The 14,840-nt window shown below is 62.4% G+C and carries 13 protein-coding genes and 1 pseudogene; 8 read left to right on the top strand and 6 right to left on the bottom strand.

What is annotated here, in order from left to right; all coding sequences use genetic code 11:
- Positions 1-50 precede the first annotated feature (50 nt).
- On the bottom strand, positions 51-548 hold the full coding sequence (locus GQE99_RS11850) for a type 2 periplasmic-binding domain-containing protein (RefSeq protein WP_161351845.1): 498 nt from the start codon (positions 546-548) through the stop codon (positions 51-53).
- Between the two features lie 303 nt (positions 549-851).
- Between GQE99_RS11850 and GQE99_RS11845 the strand changes: the two genes are divergently transcribed.
- Both GQE99_RS11845 and GQE99_RS11840 read left to right on the top strand, forming a co-directional pair.
- Complete coding sequence (locus GQE99_RS11845) at positions 852-1,805, top strand: LysR family transcriptional regulator (protein WP_161351844.1); 954 nt, start codon at positions 852-854, stop codon at positions 1,803-1,805.
- Positions 1,806-1,973: 168 nt separating this feature from the next.
- Positions 1,974-3,689, top strand: coding sequence for a thiamine pyrophosphate-binding protein (locus GQE99_RS11840; RefSeq protein WP_161351843.1), 1,716 nt, complete (start codon positions 1,974-1,976; stop codon positions 3,687-3,689).
- 1,055 nt (positions 3,690-4,744) lie between these two features.
- Here GQE99_RS11840 and GQE99_RS11835 read toward each other — a convergent pair.
- The 5 genes from GQE99_RS11835 to GQE99_RS11820 form a co-directional block, all read right to left on the bottom strand.
- Positions 4,745-4,918 (bottom strand): hypothetical protein, encoded by a 174-nt coding sequence (locus GQE99_RS11835; RefSeq protein WP_161351842.1) that lies wholly within the window; start codon positions 4,916-4,918, stop codon positions 4,745-4,747.
- Between the two features lie 113 nt (positions 4,919-5,031).
- Positions 5,032-5,220, bottom strand: coding sequence for a hypothetical protein (locus GQE99_RS11830; RefSeq protein WP_161351841.1), 189 nt, complete (start codon positions 5,218-5,220; stop codon positions 5,032-5,034).
- 12 nt (positions 5,221-5,232) lie between these two features.
- Positions 5,233-5,466, bottom strand: a complete 234-nt coding sequence (locus tag GQE99_RS21305; RefSeq protein ID WP_202530763.1) for a UDP-N-acetylmuramate dehydrogenase — start codon at positions 5,464-5,466, stop codon at positions 5,233-5,235.
- Positions 5,467-5,780: 314 nt separating this feature from the next.
- On the bottom strand, positions 5,781-6,017 hold the full coding sequence (locus GQE99_RS21300; protein ID WP_202530761.1) for a hypothetical protein: 237 nt from the start codon (positions 6,015-6,017) through the stop codon (positions 5,781-5,783).
- Complete coding sequence (locus GQE99_RS11820) at positions 6,014-6,616, bottom strand: helix-turn-helix transcriptional regulator (protein ID WP_202530759.1); 603 nt, start codon at positions 6,614-6,616, stop codon at positions 6,014-6,016. The genes GQE99_RS21300 and GQE99_RS11820 overlap by 4 nt, the downstream gene beginning before the upstream one ends.
- A gap of 153 nt (positions 6,617-6,769) precedes the next feature.
- On the opposite strand from GQE99_RS11820, the gene GQE99_RS11815 reads away from it, so the two are divergent.
- The 6 genes and pseudogenes from GQE99_RS11815 (at position 6,770) to GQE99_RS11785 (ending at position 14,680) form a co-directional block, all read left to right on the top strand.
- Positions 6,770-7,372: a superoxide dismutase gene (locus tag GQE99_RS11815; RefSeq protein ID WP_161351839.1), complete on the top strand. Its 603-nt coding sequence runs from the start codon at positions 6,770-6,772 to the stop codon at positions 7,370-7,372.
- Positions 7,373-7,423: 51 nt separating this feature from the next.
- A pseudogene (gene fdxA, locus GQE99_RS11810) lies at positions 7,424-7,750 on the top strand (ferredoxin FdxA); the annotation flags it as partial.
- Positions 7,751-8,405: 655 nt separating this feature from the next.
- Positions 8,406-9,320 carry a BKACE family enzyme gene (locus GQE99_RS11800; RefSeq protein ID WP_161351837.1) on the top strand — a complete coding sequence of 305 codons (915 nt, stop codon included), beginning with the start codon at positions 8,406-8,408 and terminating at the stop codon, positions 9,318-9,320.
- A gap of 93 nt (positions 9,321-9,413) precedes the next feature.
- Positions 9,414-10,331 carry a LysR family transcriptional regulator gene (locus tag GQE99_RS11795; protein ID WP_161351836.1) on the top strand — a complete coding sequence of 306 codons (918 nt, stop codon included), beginning with the start codon at positions 9,414-9,416 and terminating at the stop codon, positions 10,329-10,331.
- Between the two features lie 75 nt (positions 10,332-10,406).
- Positions 10,407-12,584 (top strand): hydantoinase/oxoprolinase family protein, encoded by a 2,178-nt coding sequence (locus GQE99_RS11790; protein WP_161351835.1) that lies wholly within the window; start codon positions 10,407-10,409, stop codon positions 12,582-12,584.
- On the top strand, positions 12,581-14,680 hold the full coding sequence (locus GQE99_RS11785; protein ID WP_161351834.1) for a hydantoinase B/oxoprolinase family protein: 2,100 nt from the start codon (positions 12,581-12,583) through the stop codon (positions 14,678-14,680). The genes GQE99_RS11790 and GQE99_RS11785 overlap by 4 nt, the downstream gene beginning before the upstream one ends.
- The last annotated feature ends 160 nt before the right edge of the window (positions 14,681-14,840 follow it).

The following is a 14,840-nucleotide window of genomic DNA, read 5'->3' as shown; positions in this document are numbered from 1 at the left end:
TGAGGAAGCTTCTGAACAGAAATATCAGGGGGGTCACTTTTGGACGCCGATTACCCCAATACAGGGGTCAATCTTGCATGCCGGTTCACAGGAAACACTGCGCCAATCGCTTCTTCAGTCGGGGGGTTGTCGATCGGCACAGAGAGGTTGAGCTCAAGGTACCCAAAGGCCGGTATCATGCCAGCCATCGACGATGCAACGCCCATCGCAGCCGGTACGACACCGCTTTCAAGAGCATCCAGCGTTTCCGGGATCGACACGAGCGCGGCGTTCGTAACCGGCTCAAGTGTCAGCGCGCCATCGGTGGCTTCAGCAACCTCTGCCGCCCATTCCTTGCCAATCTTGGTGAACTGGCTTTCGTCGTTAAACGGCAGCGAATACGGTAGGTCTGCGGCAACAGCCTGCGAGCTGATAAGACACGTGGTGGCGACGCCAGCTTTCAAGAACTTCATCGGATTTCCTCCCTTAATGACCGCCAGTGAAGGCGGCTTGGATTTCGTCTTGCCCAATGTGTAGGCGGAGACCAGTGGGTGGCCTTCAGCCGGCATGGGTGAAAATCACTTCACACTGAGGGCCTACCCCCTAGAAGAAGCGGCATCTCGTGCCACGTTTCCGGAGGCATTGTCAGATGTGCCCACCAGCCAATGCGATTTCCGGGATTCACAAGTTCCTGGTCCTCCAAGCTTCAAACGCGGCCTGCGAATTGGTCAGAAAGCCCATGCTGCTTGCCGGTCCGCTTCAAAGCTTAGGCATCTTACTTGCTCCTCCCCCTGCAATAATGCGGAATTGCTTGCCTTAATCAAATTGATATAGCATGGGCATACTATGTCCATCGTGAATATTGGTATGCCATGAGGAACCTAAACAGCCTCGACCTGAACCTACTGAAGGTGTTCGACGCTATCTACCGCGAGCGGAGCGTATCGATCGCGTCGGAGCGACTGAACATGACCCAGCCTGCGACATCGAACGCCCTGAATCGCCTGCGCCACGCCTTAGACGACCAGCTTTTCGTCCGCACGCGCAATGGGATGGAACCCACGCTCTTTGCGCAATCCATCGCAGCTTCGGTCCAGCGGGGGCTAAGAGAGATCACCGAATCTATACTGCAAGGCTTGTGGTTCGATCCGACGGAGACGCCTCGCCGCTTCACGATACTCGCAACGGATGTAGGCGAAGAGACCTATATCGCCGAACTAGTGCGGCGACTCGAACGGGAAGCCCCCTTCATAGACATCCGCGTGCTGGAGGCGCCGCTGGACGAATACGAAACGCTGCTTGAATTCGGTTATGCCGACCTCGCTATAGGGCGACTGACTCTTCCCGAGAAGTTCATGCAAGAGAAGATTGCGGCCTGTGGCTATGCCATCGTGATGTGCGAAAATCATGCGAAAGCTCTGGGCCTTTCCGATGGCGAAACGATGCCCTACGATGTCTATATGCAACAGCGTCACTTGCATGTCTTGCCCAGAGCGACTGGCGCCAAACATCATCCGGTCGACATTGCATTGGGTATCGAAGGACAGAACCGACGCATAGCGGTCACGCTGCCGCATACCTCGGTGTTGTCTGAAATCCTACCCGGTACAAGCCTGGTCGCCACCGTGCCGACACCAGGCGTCGCGCCAATGAAAGGCCGGGCACGTCTTGTTCGGCTAGAACTTCCCTATGAAACCGAGCGGTTGGATATTCTGCTTGTCTGGCATAGACGCCACCAGCTCGACAAGGGCCATGCATGGTTGCGCGAACAGGTGCGGGCTTTGCCGATGTCGGACTGGAACACCATGCAACAATCTAATTCCTAGATGCGCCACCGAATCCTTTATTCACCCTGTTGATTTACGGTCCATCCAAAATCAATTTGAGATACAACTACAGCTGACAGTAGCTTCCACCCAAGCTTTGGAGAGCCAACTCTGGCCATGCCGTGATCACCGATCCAGCAGGCCCGACGAGTCCAGGGAGTGACTGGCATGGGCAAGCAAGACAGCGTCGCGGTTGCGCCGCCGCGAGACCGCAGAACAATCAACGGCGCCGATCTCGTAGTGGAAGCGTTGTTGGAGGTCGGGGCCGAGAAAGTATTCAGTATCATTGGCTTGGGTATGCTCGGATTGGGCCGTGCCTTCTATGACCGGCGCGATGAAATCGGATACGTGGGCCACCTTAACGAAACGAACTTGACCATGATGGCGCAAGGATATGCGCGCCAGACGGGCAAACCGACCTTCTGTTTCGTCTATCACGCCTCTGGCACCGCCCTGTCGATGATGTCGATGACAACAGCTTGGGCCGACAATGTCCCTATGGTGTTCGTCTCGACCTCAAGCGCCCGTTCGACCATTGGTCGGGATCAATATGCAGGCATCCCTCGCTCACCAATTGAAATGAGTTCCCAGTTCACGAAATGGAGCCACGACATCTCCGCTGCGGAGCGTATCCCTGAGATTCTCGCACGCGCATGGGAAATTGCATCGACCGTGCCCATGGGGCCTGTGCACATTTCTATCCCCTCGGATCTGTATGACGTGGAGGTTGCCACCCACCTAGCCCGCAAGTCTCTCAAGGATACCCAACGGTTTGTGGAAACCGCGCCGGACAATGCAGGAACCGCCGAAGTCGCAAGACTTCTGGCGAACGCAGAGTACCCCGTCCTCCTCTGCGGAAGCGAAGTTGGAAATCTCAAGGTGTGGAAAGAGATGGTAGCGCTTGCCGAAGCTACCGGCGCGCCTGTCATATGTGAGCAGGATCCCTCATATCTTGGGTTTCCTACTAGCCATGCGCAATACATCGGGACACCAGCTTCGAATGCCGACGTGCTTGCGGAGGCCGATCTGGCGATTGCGGTTGGTTATGAGTTCACTGAGAAAGGTATTCCGGGCGAAGCTCCCATTCTGCCGGCCTCGGTCAAGCTCGTCACCGTCTCGTCCGACCCTCTGCTCCACGGTAAGCAACTCAGGCCTGACGTCGCCCTTCAGGGACATCTGGCGAAAAGCCTGCCTCTGCTGGCGCAAGAAATCCAAAAGGTGCCAGCCACCCAAAAGACGATGAAGGCCCGCGCCGCAGTTTGTCACGCAAAGCGTGAGGCACGCGCCGCTGCCATTGCCGAGGCTGACGCCATGTCGCGCGATTTATCGCCGATCCCACAAAAGCGCGTTCTGCGCGAACTTTGCGATAAAGCCGAGAAGGACTGGATCGTGGTTCAAGCGGGCAGCACGCTCGGCTGGCACCTTGAGTCTATGTACGAATTTGACGATCCGACCAACTTTCATGCCGTCTCCGGAAAAGCAAGCGCCCAAGGTTGGGGCGCGCCCGCCGCACTTGGCATACAGCTTGGCGAACCGGACAGGCGCGTCCTTGCCGTATTGGGCGACGGGAACTTCATGTTCAGCGCCACCTGCATTTGGAGCGCCGCGCAGCAAGACCTTCCCGCTATTTTCGTGGTGAATAACAATTCTGGATGGGTTTGTGTGCCGGACGCCATTGACGCCGCTTACGACCGGGAAACCGATGGCCCTGGCCGTGATGCAATGGCATGGACGTGGGGCGAGGCAGAGATTGATTATGTCGGTTTTGCTCGCAGCTTCGGGCTTGAGGCCCGCCGTGTCGCCACCTCCTCCGAGCTTGGCGATGCGTTGGAAGAGGCAAAGCAAAGCAACCGTGCATGGCTGATCGAAGTGTGCGGTGTTTAACCTTGGCGATTGAAGAATAGATATATTGAAAAACCACTCCGTCTATCCTGTCCGGCGCCGTTGGCGAGCGAAAGCGGGACCTGAGTGGTGTATGCCTCGTAGGTAGCTGCGCCGATCGAAGCGACCCGTACGCCGTCGGGCGGCTGTCATGACGCTTTTATGGGCGGGCGGGTGGAAGGGGTACACGACCTCCCGCTGGCAACTCATGTTTCGGATGGTCTCGCGTGCTCGGCGTCTTATCCTCGTTACAGGAAATCTAATTGCTACGTTAGATGTTTTCGATAAGACGGCGGGCCATTTCCGAGCGAGCTTCGTGCGCTCCTGCTTGATCGCATAAAATGATCCTTGAATGCGCCTTAATCCGGCGACCGAAGGATTGCAGCACCTCGGCACAATCCGGCGGAAACCCTGGATAGGAAGTGCGCCACCGGCTCCCGCACTAGCACGCGAATTTTGCGGGTTTCCTCCAGCGTGAACAAGTCCGCAGCAAGCGCGGCGGCTACCGGCGCCATGATCAGCGCGACCTACCACAATTCCAGGAAAGGCACTTGCACTAGGCTCATGGCGCGGCTGGCGCGGGTCGAAAGCCGGTCGATACTGGACAGGCGGACCTCAATCCGTCGCGATATCGGCCGCACGACCAGCCCCTAGCTTTCAAGTTGCTGCGATCCTTCGCGGGCCGTTGACGCGAGACCCAGAGAAGCTCAGCCAGCTCGATTTCGCCGGTCCTGCGAATGATCCCCGCGACCGGCATGTTGGCCACCGGGGTCTGTGCGTGGACGGCATGGATGTTGCACGGATTAGACTGCGAAATGACCGGGCCGAACAGACCATCTGCACAAGTTGTCCCAGCAGCATCCGCGTGGGATATCCGGCCTTGTAGATCTCCGATACCATCACGCCGCTCATCACTGCGGTCGGCACGATAGCCGCAGCCGATGACGGCGGATATAAATGCATTCGCGAGTATGTTACCATAGGTCCGATCCGCACGTACCGGCACGACCGCCATCCGGCTGATGGCGATAAGGCGCGCCGTGATCCACACTCGTTTATCAGCGTGTTAGTGATGAATAATAGGTATCGCGAGCAGGCCCAAGTTCCCAAGAAACGTCGAAAAGCTGAAGCAAGAAGTCATCAAAGAGCGCCTTGACCAAGGCGATGTCCGGGCCCACCTCGGTCGAGATGGCCAAGGATCGGGTGCTTTTGAAAGCCAAACTCTTTTTCATGGACCAACCGGTCAGCAAAGTAAGTTTCGCTCTCGGTTTTTTCAGCCCGATTGCAATCGGTTCTTTAACTAGGCTGCCGGCGTCGCTTTGTGCGCGTAGCCGATCGGAGGTACCTAAAGGGCATCGCCCATCGCGACTGGTTCTTGGGCGATGCCCAGCCCGAAACGCGCGCCGACGCGCTCTTTCGCAAGGCTGGGGAGGGCCGCGAAGTCCTTATGGCGGGCCGCGCCGTGGTTCACCAGCACCAGCGCGTTTTTGTCCGAGAACCCGGCGCCTCCGATCCGGTGTCCCTTGAGGCCCACGGCCTCGATCAGTCACGCGGCCGAGAGCTTGCGCCCACCCGGCACGGAATGGCCCGGAAGATCGGCGAACTCCGGGGCGACGGGCACGATGGCGTTCATGAAAAACGAGCCTGCATTGCCCTGTTCGCGCCAATCCGGCAACTTAGCGGCCCGCAGCGCCAGAACCCTGTAGCGCCCCTCGGCCGGATCCTGCGCGCGGGCGAGATCTTCGAGGCCCGCGTAGGTCGTGACGGGCGTCCATGCCACCGGCAGTCGCAGCGTGACTTGGATGACGACAAAACGCCCCGGCTCGTACTTGAACCGGCTGTGGCGGCAAGTAAACTGGCACTCGTCGCGGGAAAATTCGACCGGGGCGGCGGGTCCGGGTGTCGAGCGCGGTTAGGTGTTCAATGAGATCGGACAGCTCGCGCCCATAGGCCCCGATTTTCGGGATCGGGGCTACGCCGAGAGTGCCGGGTATGCCCGCGAGGTTTTCCGATCCGCCTATGCCCTCGGCCAAATTCCAATCGACAAGGCCGGGCCAGTCTTCGCCCGCCGCGGCGATGATGCGGACCGCGTCGCTATCGCCGCGGTCGATCCGCATGCCCATCATCCGGTTCAACCCGACGATGCCCGGTACATGCGGCGCAAGGACCACGTTGCTCCCCCCCGCCGATCACGTGAAACGGCTGCCCTGTTTCGGCGGCATGGTCGAGCGCGAACACGAGGTCGGGCAGGTAGGCAAGCGGCTTCACCGCGTCCGCCCGCGAGGACAGACCCAGCGTGTTGTAGGGGGTCAGATCGCCCGCGTCGCTCATTCCTCGCCTTCGGTGATCCGGTAGGTACAGCGCCGCCCGCCACCGACGATGTGTTCGACCCGTACGATATTGGCCTCGGGGCCGAGAAGCTCGGAGAACACCGCCTTTTCGGCGCGGCAGAACCGCTGACAGGTGGTCGCGGCGGCGCAGATCGGACAGTGGTTCTCGACCAGAAGAAGCGCGCCGTCCTCGTCCGCGCCAACCTCGGCCATGTACCCCTCTTCGGCGCGTAACTCGGCCAATTTCGCAACCCTGTCGTCTAGCGTGGTACAGTCGGCCATTTCGACCCGATACCGGGCCTGCGTCGTCGTTTCGCGCGCAGCGATGATACGATCGAGCGCTTCGGTGCCGAGAACGCCCTCGATGGACTGGAGCAATTCGACGGTTAGGTCGGCGTGCGTGTCGGGAAACCGCGTCTGGCCCAGATCGGTGACGTGCCAGTAGATGGCGGGCCGCCCCCGCCCGGTAGAGCGGCTTTCGTCGCGCACTAACCCCGCCTCGCCCAGTTTGACGAGCTGTTGGCGCGCGGCCTCGCCAGTGATGTCGAGCCGCTGCCCGACCTGCGCCGAGGTCAGCGCGCCGTGCATTTTCAGGGCCATCAACACGCGATCCGAGGGCGAGCGGGGCGCCCAAGCCGTTTTTTCCAAGCTAACACTTGACATATTGTCGCCGATAATTTTCAAAGCCTTTACTTGATTAAATATCAGTCCGCTGCGATCGACGCAAGACGAGCCTTGGAAAAGGAGACCGACATGGCTTTCGAACTGCCGAGCCTACCCTATTCTCACGCCGCTTTGGCCGAACGCGGGATGAGTCAGGAAACGCTGGAACTTCACCACGACAAACACCATCAGGCCTATGTCACGGCCTTGAACGGTTTCGTCGAAAAGGACGCTGCGCTTCAGGGCAAATCGCTCGAAGAGCTGGTGACGTTGACCTATGGTGACGACGCCCGCGCCGGGGTGTTCAACCAAGCCGGTCAGCATTGGAACCACCTCCATTTCTGGAATGCGCTGTCGCCCACGGGGGGTGGCCTGCCCGGCAAGCTGGAGGGGCTGCTGGTCGAGGGCTTTGGATCGGTCGATGCCTTCAAGGACATGTTCAAGACCGCCGCGACCACGCAATTCGGTTCGGGCTGGGCCTGGCTCATCCAGAAGGATGACGGCAGCCTTGGCGTGACCAAGACGCCCAATGGGGTCAATCCGCTGGCCACCGGCGAAGGCACCGCGCTCCTCGGTCTCGATGTTTGGGAGCACAGCTATTACGTCGATTTCCGCAACCGGCGGCCCGATTACGTGACCAATTTCCTCGACAACCTAGCGAATTACGAATTCGCAGAAAGCAACCTGCGCTGAACGGGCGCCCCTGTCGCCCACGCGCGGCGGGGGCACCCTTCGGAGCTGCGCATGACCTATATCGTCAACGACAACTGCATCGCCTTCAAACACACCGATTGCGTTACCGTATGCCCGGTCGATTCCTTTTACGAAGGTGAGAGTATGCTGGTGAACCACCCGGACGAGTGCATCGACTGTGGAGTCTGCGAGCCGGAATGCCCCGTGGATGCGATCCGACCCGACAGCGATCCGGAGGCCAAGGATTGGGTCGGCTTCAACCGCAAGTATGCCAAGCTTTGGCCTATCGTCATCGAGCAGAAGCCGCCCCTGCCCGGGCCCGACGAAATGGACGGGGCTGTGGGCAAGTTGGAGACGCATTTCTCGGAAAAGCCCGGAGGAATTTCGGAGGGGCAGGGGCGCACGATGTCCTTGTTGGTGCCGATCAGCTTGATCACCGCTTGTACCTCGGCCTGCCAATCGCGAATCGGTGCGGCGAGCGCGACGAGACAGGGGATATAGTCGCCTGACACCGGGGAATAGCCCCCGGCGCGAATGCTGCCGCAAAGCGCCTCGACCCTCGCGCGGCTGGGGGTGAAATCGGCATAGAGTTCCGGCGCCTTACGGGCACGGGCGAGTTCGGTCGCCAGCAGTTTTTCAAGAGGAGGTCGCGGTCCATAGATGAGAAACACGCGACCCGTGGACGAGTTCAGAAGCGGCAGCGTGGTGCCAAACCTCATGGAGGTCACGACCGGCGAGGCGGCGCGTTCCCACTGGACGACCGTCGGGCCCGCAGCGCCCAGACCGACAGCAGCACGGTCAGCCCGGTGTCCTCGCGAAGTTCGGCCAAGGGGCCTGTCAGGGGAACTTGTCTTGAGGCAAGGTATGATGCTGGCTAGCGTTCGAGCATGCCCAAGCCAAGTTTCTCTGACAGACCCTGCATTCGGAATTGCTATAACTTCCATCCGCGATCCACATAACGGTGCATCGGGGCACTGTAGCTAAGGTCGTCATCGACACAACACCCATCCTACGCGAAGACAGGAGACATGCGATGTCAGACAAGGTGATCGTAACCGTTGCGCCGACGTCGAATTTCCACGGCAAGGACGCGAACCCCGCATTGCCCGAGCAGCCGGCCGAAATCGCCCAGTCGGTGCGCGAAGCGTACGACGCCGGCGCCTGCCTCGCACATATGCACGCGCGTGATGCGAACGGGGTGCAAAGCACCGACCCCGCGATCGTCACGCAGATCAACGCTCAAGTGCGCGCCGCCTGCCCTGTCATCATCCAGAACTCTATCGCGCCTGCGATGGGGGCGAATGCGGAGGATGCCGGCACCGGGATGCGAACTCTAGACGCCTTTCCCGAGATGTCCTCGATCGACCTTGGCTACGCAGTGATCAATCTTCCGCAGGGCGAGCACCATATCGGCTGGTCCCTGTCTTTTCTGCGCAAGGCCGCCTTGATCATGAAAGAACGCGGCATTCGCCCCGAGATGGAGATATTCAACAATAGCCAGCTCGACCTTGCTGCGACCTTGATCGCCGAAGGGCTGATCGAGCCGCCGCTGTCCTATTCCTTCGTCATGGGCATGAACCGCGCGAACCAGAGCGCCATGGGCTGGCATCCGGCGACCCTGTTCTCGATGGTGCAACTTCTGCCCGCCGGCGCCAAGTTCTCCACCCTCGGGGTGGGTCCGGCGCAGCATCCGGCCACCGTGCAATCGCTGATCCTCGGCGGCGGGGTCCGGGTCGGGTTCGAGGATTCCATCACCTACCGCAAGGGCGAACCGGCAACATCGAACGCGCAGCTCGTGGAGCGCATTGTGACGATCATTCGCGATCTGGGGATGGAGCCGGCAACACCCGCAGAGGCCCGGGAAATGCTGGGCGTGCCCCAGCTCGGGACGCCGGAATCGATCGAAACCCGACATCCGGAATACCGCGTGATCCGCGAGCCGGCCTGAGACGGCCCACACAAAGGCCATAGGCAGAGTTACGCCCTTCTCCTATCGTTATGCAGATTCTGATGAGTGACCGGGCAAGGTCGGGGGGAGCGCGTGGAAGTCCGACAAGTCGAGATGTTCCTGAGAATCTGCGAGCACGGGAGCATCAACAAGGCCGCCGCCGCGCTGCGGATGTCGCAACCGTCACTGTCGCGCTGGATCGCGCTGCTGGAACGCGACCTCGGCACGCAGCTGTTTGTCCGCACGCGCCAGGGCATCCGGCTGACCGATGCGGGCCAGGTGCTCGCCGATCGTGCGCGCCCCGTGTTGCGGCAGTTCGAACTCCTGCGCGATGATGTGGGGAACAAGTCGCTGCGGCAGGTAAACCTCGCCATTCCGCTTTCGATGCAGCGCTTGCTTACTGCCCCTTTCGCGGACCGGGTCCTGTCACGAAGCCCCGAACTCAGGATGCGGGTCTACGAGGGGATCAACAATTCGATCCGGGTGTGGATGGAAAACGGGCTGCTGGACACCGCGGTGATCGTGGAGACGGAACGCGTACCCGAGAATTTCACCAGCCGTCCTCTCCTGCGTGAGAACCTCATGCTCGTCGGGGACCACGCAGCGGGGCTTTCGCTCGATGCACCGGTGCCATTGAGCAAGTTGGACGACCTGCCGATCATCCTGCCCGGGCCGCCCAACTCGATCAGCGCGCAGGTGGCCCACGCGCTCGCGCGTGCAGGCTACAGCTACAACAACGTTTTCGAAGCCGAGATTCTGTCTCTGTGCCTTGAGCTCGCCGGTCGCGGCCGCGGATATACCGTGATGCCCTATTGCGCGCTCGAAGGACGCCTTGGTCCCGATGCCGCCCTGACCGCTGCGCCAATCGAGGGCCTGAATGTCGTCTGGAAGCTCTGCATCAACAAGTCACGGGCCTATGCCGTGGCGAACCGCTCGCTGGTCGACGAACTGACCGAATTCATCGCGACGCAGGTCGAAAACGGTGCGTGGACCTTCACTGAACTCTTTTGAGGCCCAGGCCAGCTATACGCCGGTTCTATAACCGAGATAGCGACTGAGTATTCATGGCCGAACGCCCCGCCTGACATGCTGAGCCGGAACGGTGCCTCCGGGCACCCGGGCTATTACGAAAGGTCGCGTGGTTCGGTGGGCATCGACAGTCAGAACAGGGTATTTCATGTCGGCACCGATGTCGGCGGCACGTTCACAGACCTTTGGGTCAGTGATGGCGCGGGACCTGCACGGGTCTTCAAGACGCCGACGACACCGGACGTGATGACCGGCGTGATGGATGCGGTGGCGCTGGCCGCCGGGACGCTCGGCCTTTCGATCGGTGACTTCTGCGTCCGCATCCGGCGGTTTGGTCACGGCACGACCGTCGGACTGAACGCACTTCTGACCGGCACTTCTGCACGTACGGGCGTGATCGCGACCGAAGGCTTCGGAGATACTCTCGAGATCGGGCGTATCCGACGACAGACCTCGGGTCTCAGCGAATACGAGGTGACGGATTTCCACCTCCACAACCGGTATCCACCGATCGTCCCGAGACACCTCGTGCGAGAAGTCCGCGAGCGTGTCGACGCGACGGGTCGCGTGCTCATCCCGCTGGACGAGGCGCAGGCGGGCGCGGCCCTCGAAGAGCTTGCCGAAGCCGGTGTCGAAGCGCTCGCGATCTGCACGCTCTGGGCGCAGGCCAACCCAGTCCACGAGGCCCGCCTTAAGGACATGGCGCGCGAGGTGCTGTCGGACGCCTTCCTGTGCGTCTCGCACAAGATCGCCCCTGTGGTGGGAGAGTATGGGCGCATGGCCACCACTGCGGCGAATGCTGCCCTCGGCCCGGTTGCAGGACGATACCTATCGCGGCTCGAACAGTCGCTGCGCGATCACGGGATGACCGTGCCGCTGCTGGTCATGACCAATGCGGGCGGTGTGCTGCCGACCTCAGCGCTGAACGACCGCCCGGCTTTCACTCTGTTTTCCGGACCGGCGGCGGGCGTCATCGGCTCGCGGGTGATGGCGGACCGGCTCGGTCGCGACAACATCCTGACGACGGATATTGGTGGCACCAGCTTCGACGTGGGCGTGATCGCCGAGGGGCGTCCATTGGCAAGCACCGAGTTTTCGGTCGCGGGCGCCGACCTGCGCCTGCCCTCGATCGACATCGCCTCGATAGGCACCGGAGGCGGCTCCATCGCGTCGGTCGAATTCGGAGACCTGACGGTAGGACCCCGCAGCGCCGGGTCCACACCGGGGCCCGTCTGCTACGGGCGCGGCGGGCAGGAACCGACCGCGACCGATGCCGACCTCGTGCTCGGGATCCTCAATCCGGACGATTTCCTCGGCGGTCGAATGCGGCTCGACACCGAAGCGGCGCGGGAGGCGATCGAGACCCGGATCGCCCGGCCCCTCGGGCTCGACACCATCCGGGCGGCTTGGGGCATTCGCGAGATCCTCGACAACAATATGGCGGACCTCTTGCGCCGCGTGACGATCGAGCGCGGGCATGATCCTTTGACCTTCACCCTCCTGGCCAACGGGGGTGCGGGGCCGTCGCATGCCTGGTCGATCGCGCGAGAACTCGGGCTCGGCGGCTTCGTCGTGCCCGCCGCGGCCACCGCGCATTCCGCATTCGGGTGCGGTACCGGCGATCTCGGCATGTCCGAAAGCACGGCCGTCTATGTCCGCGTAAGGCATGGGGAGCGCCCGTCCGACGCGGCGCTCGGAGCGGCGCGTGACGCGTTGGAGAGGATCGAGCGAGTCGTGACGTATCACCTTGCCGCCGCCGGTGCCGAAGGGGACGTGACACTCGAACGCTTCGCCGCCGTACGCTTCCGCGGACAGACCAACGCGCTCGACGTGCCGTTCGGGGGCGCTGGCTTCGACGCCACCATCTACGACACGGTGATCGACGGGTTCGAAGCAGCTTACGAGCGGTTGTTCGGACGCGGTGCCGGGTACCGGCAGGCCGGGTTCGAGATCGTGGAACTGCGTGTGTCGGGCACGGCGGCGCTTGCGGCCGCGACGGCCACGGGCCACGGCGACACGCCGCGCGCACATGGAAGCCGTCCGGTCGTCTTTGACGACCCCGATGCGCCGGTGGACACCACGATCTACCATGTCGACTACCCCGCACCGGACAGCGAGGTCCATGGCCCCGCGATCATCGAATTCCCGGGCCAGAGCGTCGTCGTGCCCCCGGGTGCGATCGCCCGCGCGGATGCGTATGGAAACCTGCATGTTACGTTGGAGGCACGGCCATGACCGACCAATCCCCGATCCTATACGAGATCATCCGCTCGCGGCTTATGGCGATCACCGAGGAGATGCGGATCGCGCTTCAGAGCGTGTCGGGTTCGCCCACCGTCACCGACGCGTCGGATTTCTTCACGGGGCTGTTCCGCCCGAATGGCGACTTCGCGACCATGGGGTTCCAGGTCACCTACCAGGCCCCGGTCGTCGGACACCTGATCCGTCACATCAACGCGGCCCCGGACAAGTACCGTCCCGGTCCCGGTGACATGTTCCTCGGCAACGACCCCTATGTCGGGGCGCTGCACCAGAACGATGTGCAGATGTGCGGCCCGATCTATGCCGGGGACCGGATCATAGCCTGGGCCGGCGTGGAAGCGCACGAGACCGACGTGGGCGGCATGGATTTTGCCAGCTGGTCGCCGAAGGCGCGCGACGTGCGGCAGGAGGGGTTCCGCGTCCCATGCATGAAGCTTATTGACGCGGGCGTTCTGCGCGAGGACGTACTCGACACGATCCTCACGGCTTCGCGTCTGCCCGATCAGCTGGGGCTCGACATCCGAGCCTTCATCGCGACGATCAACGTGGCGCAGAACCGGATCGACCAGCTTGTCGCCCGGTACGGCGCGGAGGTGATCACCGGCGTCATGGAGCGCATGATCGACGGGTCCGAAGCGCGCGTCCGCGCGCGGCTGGCGGATCTCCCGGACGGGACTTTCCGGGCGACGGATTTCCTCGAACATGACGGGCACGACAACCGCCTCTACCGGATCAGCGTCGCGATGACCAAGACCGGCGACAGGCTGACGTTCGACTTCTCGGGGTCGAGCCCACAGGCCCCCGGTTTCGTCAACTGCACCCGGTCGGGGCTCGAAGGCGGGGTGGCCGGCGCAATGCTGGCCATGCTCGCCTACGACGTACCCTGGAACGAGGGCGTTCTAAGGACCGCGGCGATCGAGGCCCGCGACGGGCTGATCTGTACCGCGCAGTTCCCTGCCCCGGTCGGCGCCGCGACGGTGGAGGCGATCTGGGTCGTTTCCAATGTCGCCGTGGCCGCGATCAACAAGATGCTGGCCTGTTCTGCCGGGCATGCACACCGCGCACAGGCGGTCAGCAGCGGAACCATGGCCACCTTCAACCTCGGTGGCGTGAACCAGTACGGTGAACCCTTCGGGCTTCACCTGATGGATCCGCTCGCGGGGGGATCGGGGGCCTTCGCCGACAAGGACGGGATCTGCGCCGGCGGACCGATCAACGCGCCGATGCCCAGCATCGCGGACGTGGAGCGCAATGAACTCGTCGCGCCACTCTTCTACCTCTACCGCCGCATGGGCCACGACACCGGAGGCGCAGGCGCGATGCGCGGCGGGCGCGGCGTCGAGATCGGGCTCACTCTCGGCGGCATCTCCGAAGCCGAGGCGCTGATCATGACCCACGGGGCCGAGGTACCCAACACCGCCGGCGGTTTTGGCAGCTGGCCGGGCGCGACAGTCACCCAGGCCATGGTCTGGGGCGGCGTCGAGGCAGGCGCGCGCGCCACGGGCGAAACCGAGAGCTTCGGTCCGAAACCCGGACTGATGCGGATGACCGACCGCGACCTGTTCTGCGTGACCTGGCAGGGCGGTGGCGGCTGGGGTGACCCGCTCGACCGAGAACCCGAAGCAGTCAGGGCCGATATCGCCTCCGGCGCCGTTTCACCCGAAGCCACCCTCACCCTGTTCGGCGTGGGCGAAAACGAGGACGCGGCAACCACGGCCCGGCGCCGGTCGGATATGAGGGCCGCCCGGATCGGGCGGGCGCCCTCCTCTGCCGAGGTCTCCGGCCGAACGCGGATGTCGATCGGCCCGAACCTGCGGGTTGTCGAGCTGGACGGCGCATATCACGTGGTGTCCGCCGCCGGTGCGCGGCTGTCGACCGATCACACCCGCTGGCGCGAGGGCGCGATTACCGTCGACCTGACCGGCGAAACAGGGGCCCAGCGCATTGCACTGCACGAGGACTTGCGTATGACGGGCTACTATTGTCCCCTTTCCGGCCAATGCCTTGCCATCGACGTACATGAAAGGGACGGTCTGCCCGCTGACGACATCGACCTCGCTCTGCCATGAGGGTCGCAGGTCATGCCGCCGCGCGCCTTCCCCGGGCTCAGTTATGCCGATCCGATATAACGGTTATTGCTTTCAACCGGCTACGATCTCGGCCCGTCTGTTCTTTAGATGAGCATACCGAGGGGAGGAGCGCGGTGCGCCACTCGCACGCCCCGCAAGG

This window comes from Maritimibacter harenae (assembly GCF_009882975.1).
In the GTDB taxonomy this organism is placed as follows: Bacteria; Pseudomonadota; Alphaproteobacteria; order Rhodobacterales; family Rhodobacteraceae; genus Maritimibacter; species Maritimibacter harenae.
The sequence above is the reverse complement of the archived record's forward strand: the minus strand, read 5'-3'. Positions and strand labels throughout refer to the sequence as shown.

Coding starts and splice junctions, on each gene's coding strand:
- GQE99_RS11850 (WP_161351845.1), bottom strand. CDS start 548: ATGCCGGCTGAAGGCCACCCACTGGTCTCCGCCTACACATTGGGCAAG.
- GQE99_RS11845 (WP_161351844.1), top strand. CDS start 852: ATGAGGAACCTAAACAGCCTCGACCTGAACCTACTGAAGGTGTTCGAC.
- GQE99_RS11840 (WP_161351843.1), top strand. CDS start 1,974: ATGGGCAAGCAAGACAGCGTCGCGGTTGCGCCGCCGCGAGACCGCAGA.
- GQE99_RS11835 (WP_161351842.1), bottom strand. CDS start 4,918: ATGAAAAAGAGTTTGGCTTTCAAAAGCACCCGATCCTTGGCCATCTCG.
- GQE99_RS21300 (WP_202530761.1), bottom strand. CDS start 6,017: ATGAGCGACGCGGGCGATCTGACCCCCTACAACACGCTGGGTCTGTCC.
- GQE99_RS11820 (WP_202530759.1), bottom strand. CDS start 6,616: ATGGCCCTGAAAATGCACGGCGCGCTGACCTCGGCGCAGGTCGGGCAG.
- GQE99_RS11815 (WP_161351839.1), top strand. CDS start 6,770: ATGGCTTTCGAACTGCCGAGCCTACCCTATTCTCACGCCGCTTTGGCC.
- GQE99_RS11800 (WP_161351837.1), top strand. CDS start 8,406: ATGTCAGACAAGGTGATCGTAACCGTTGCGCCGACGTCGAATTTCCAC.
- GQE99_RS11790 (WP_161351835.1), top strand. CDS start 10,407: ATGCTGAGCCGGAACGGTGCCTCCGGGCACCCGGGCTATTACGAAAGG.
- GQE99_RS11785 (WP_161351834.1), top strand. CDS start 12,581: ATGACCGACCAATCCCCGATCCTATACGAGATCATCCGCTCGCGGCTT.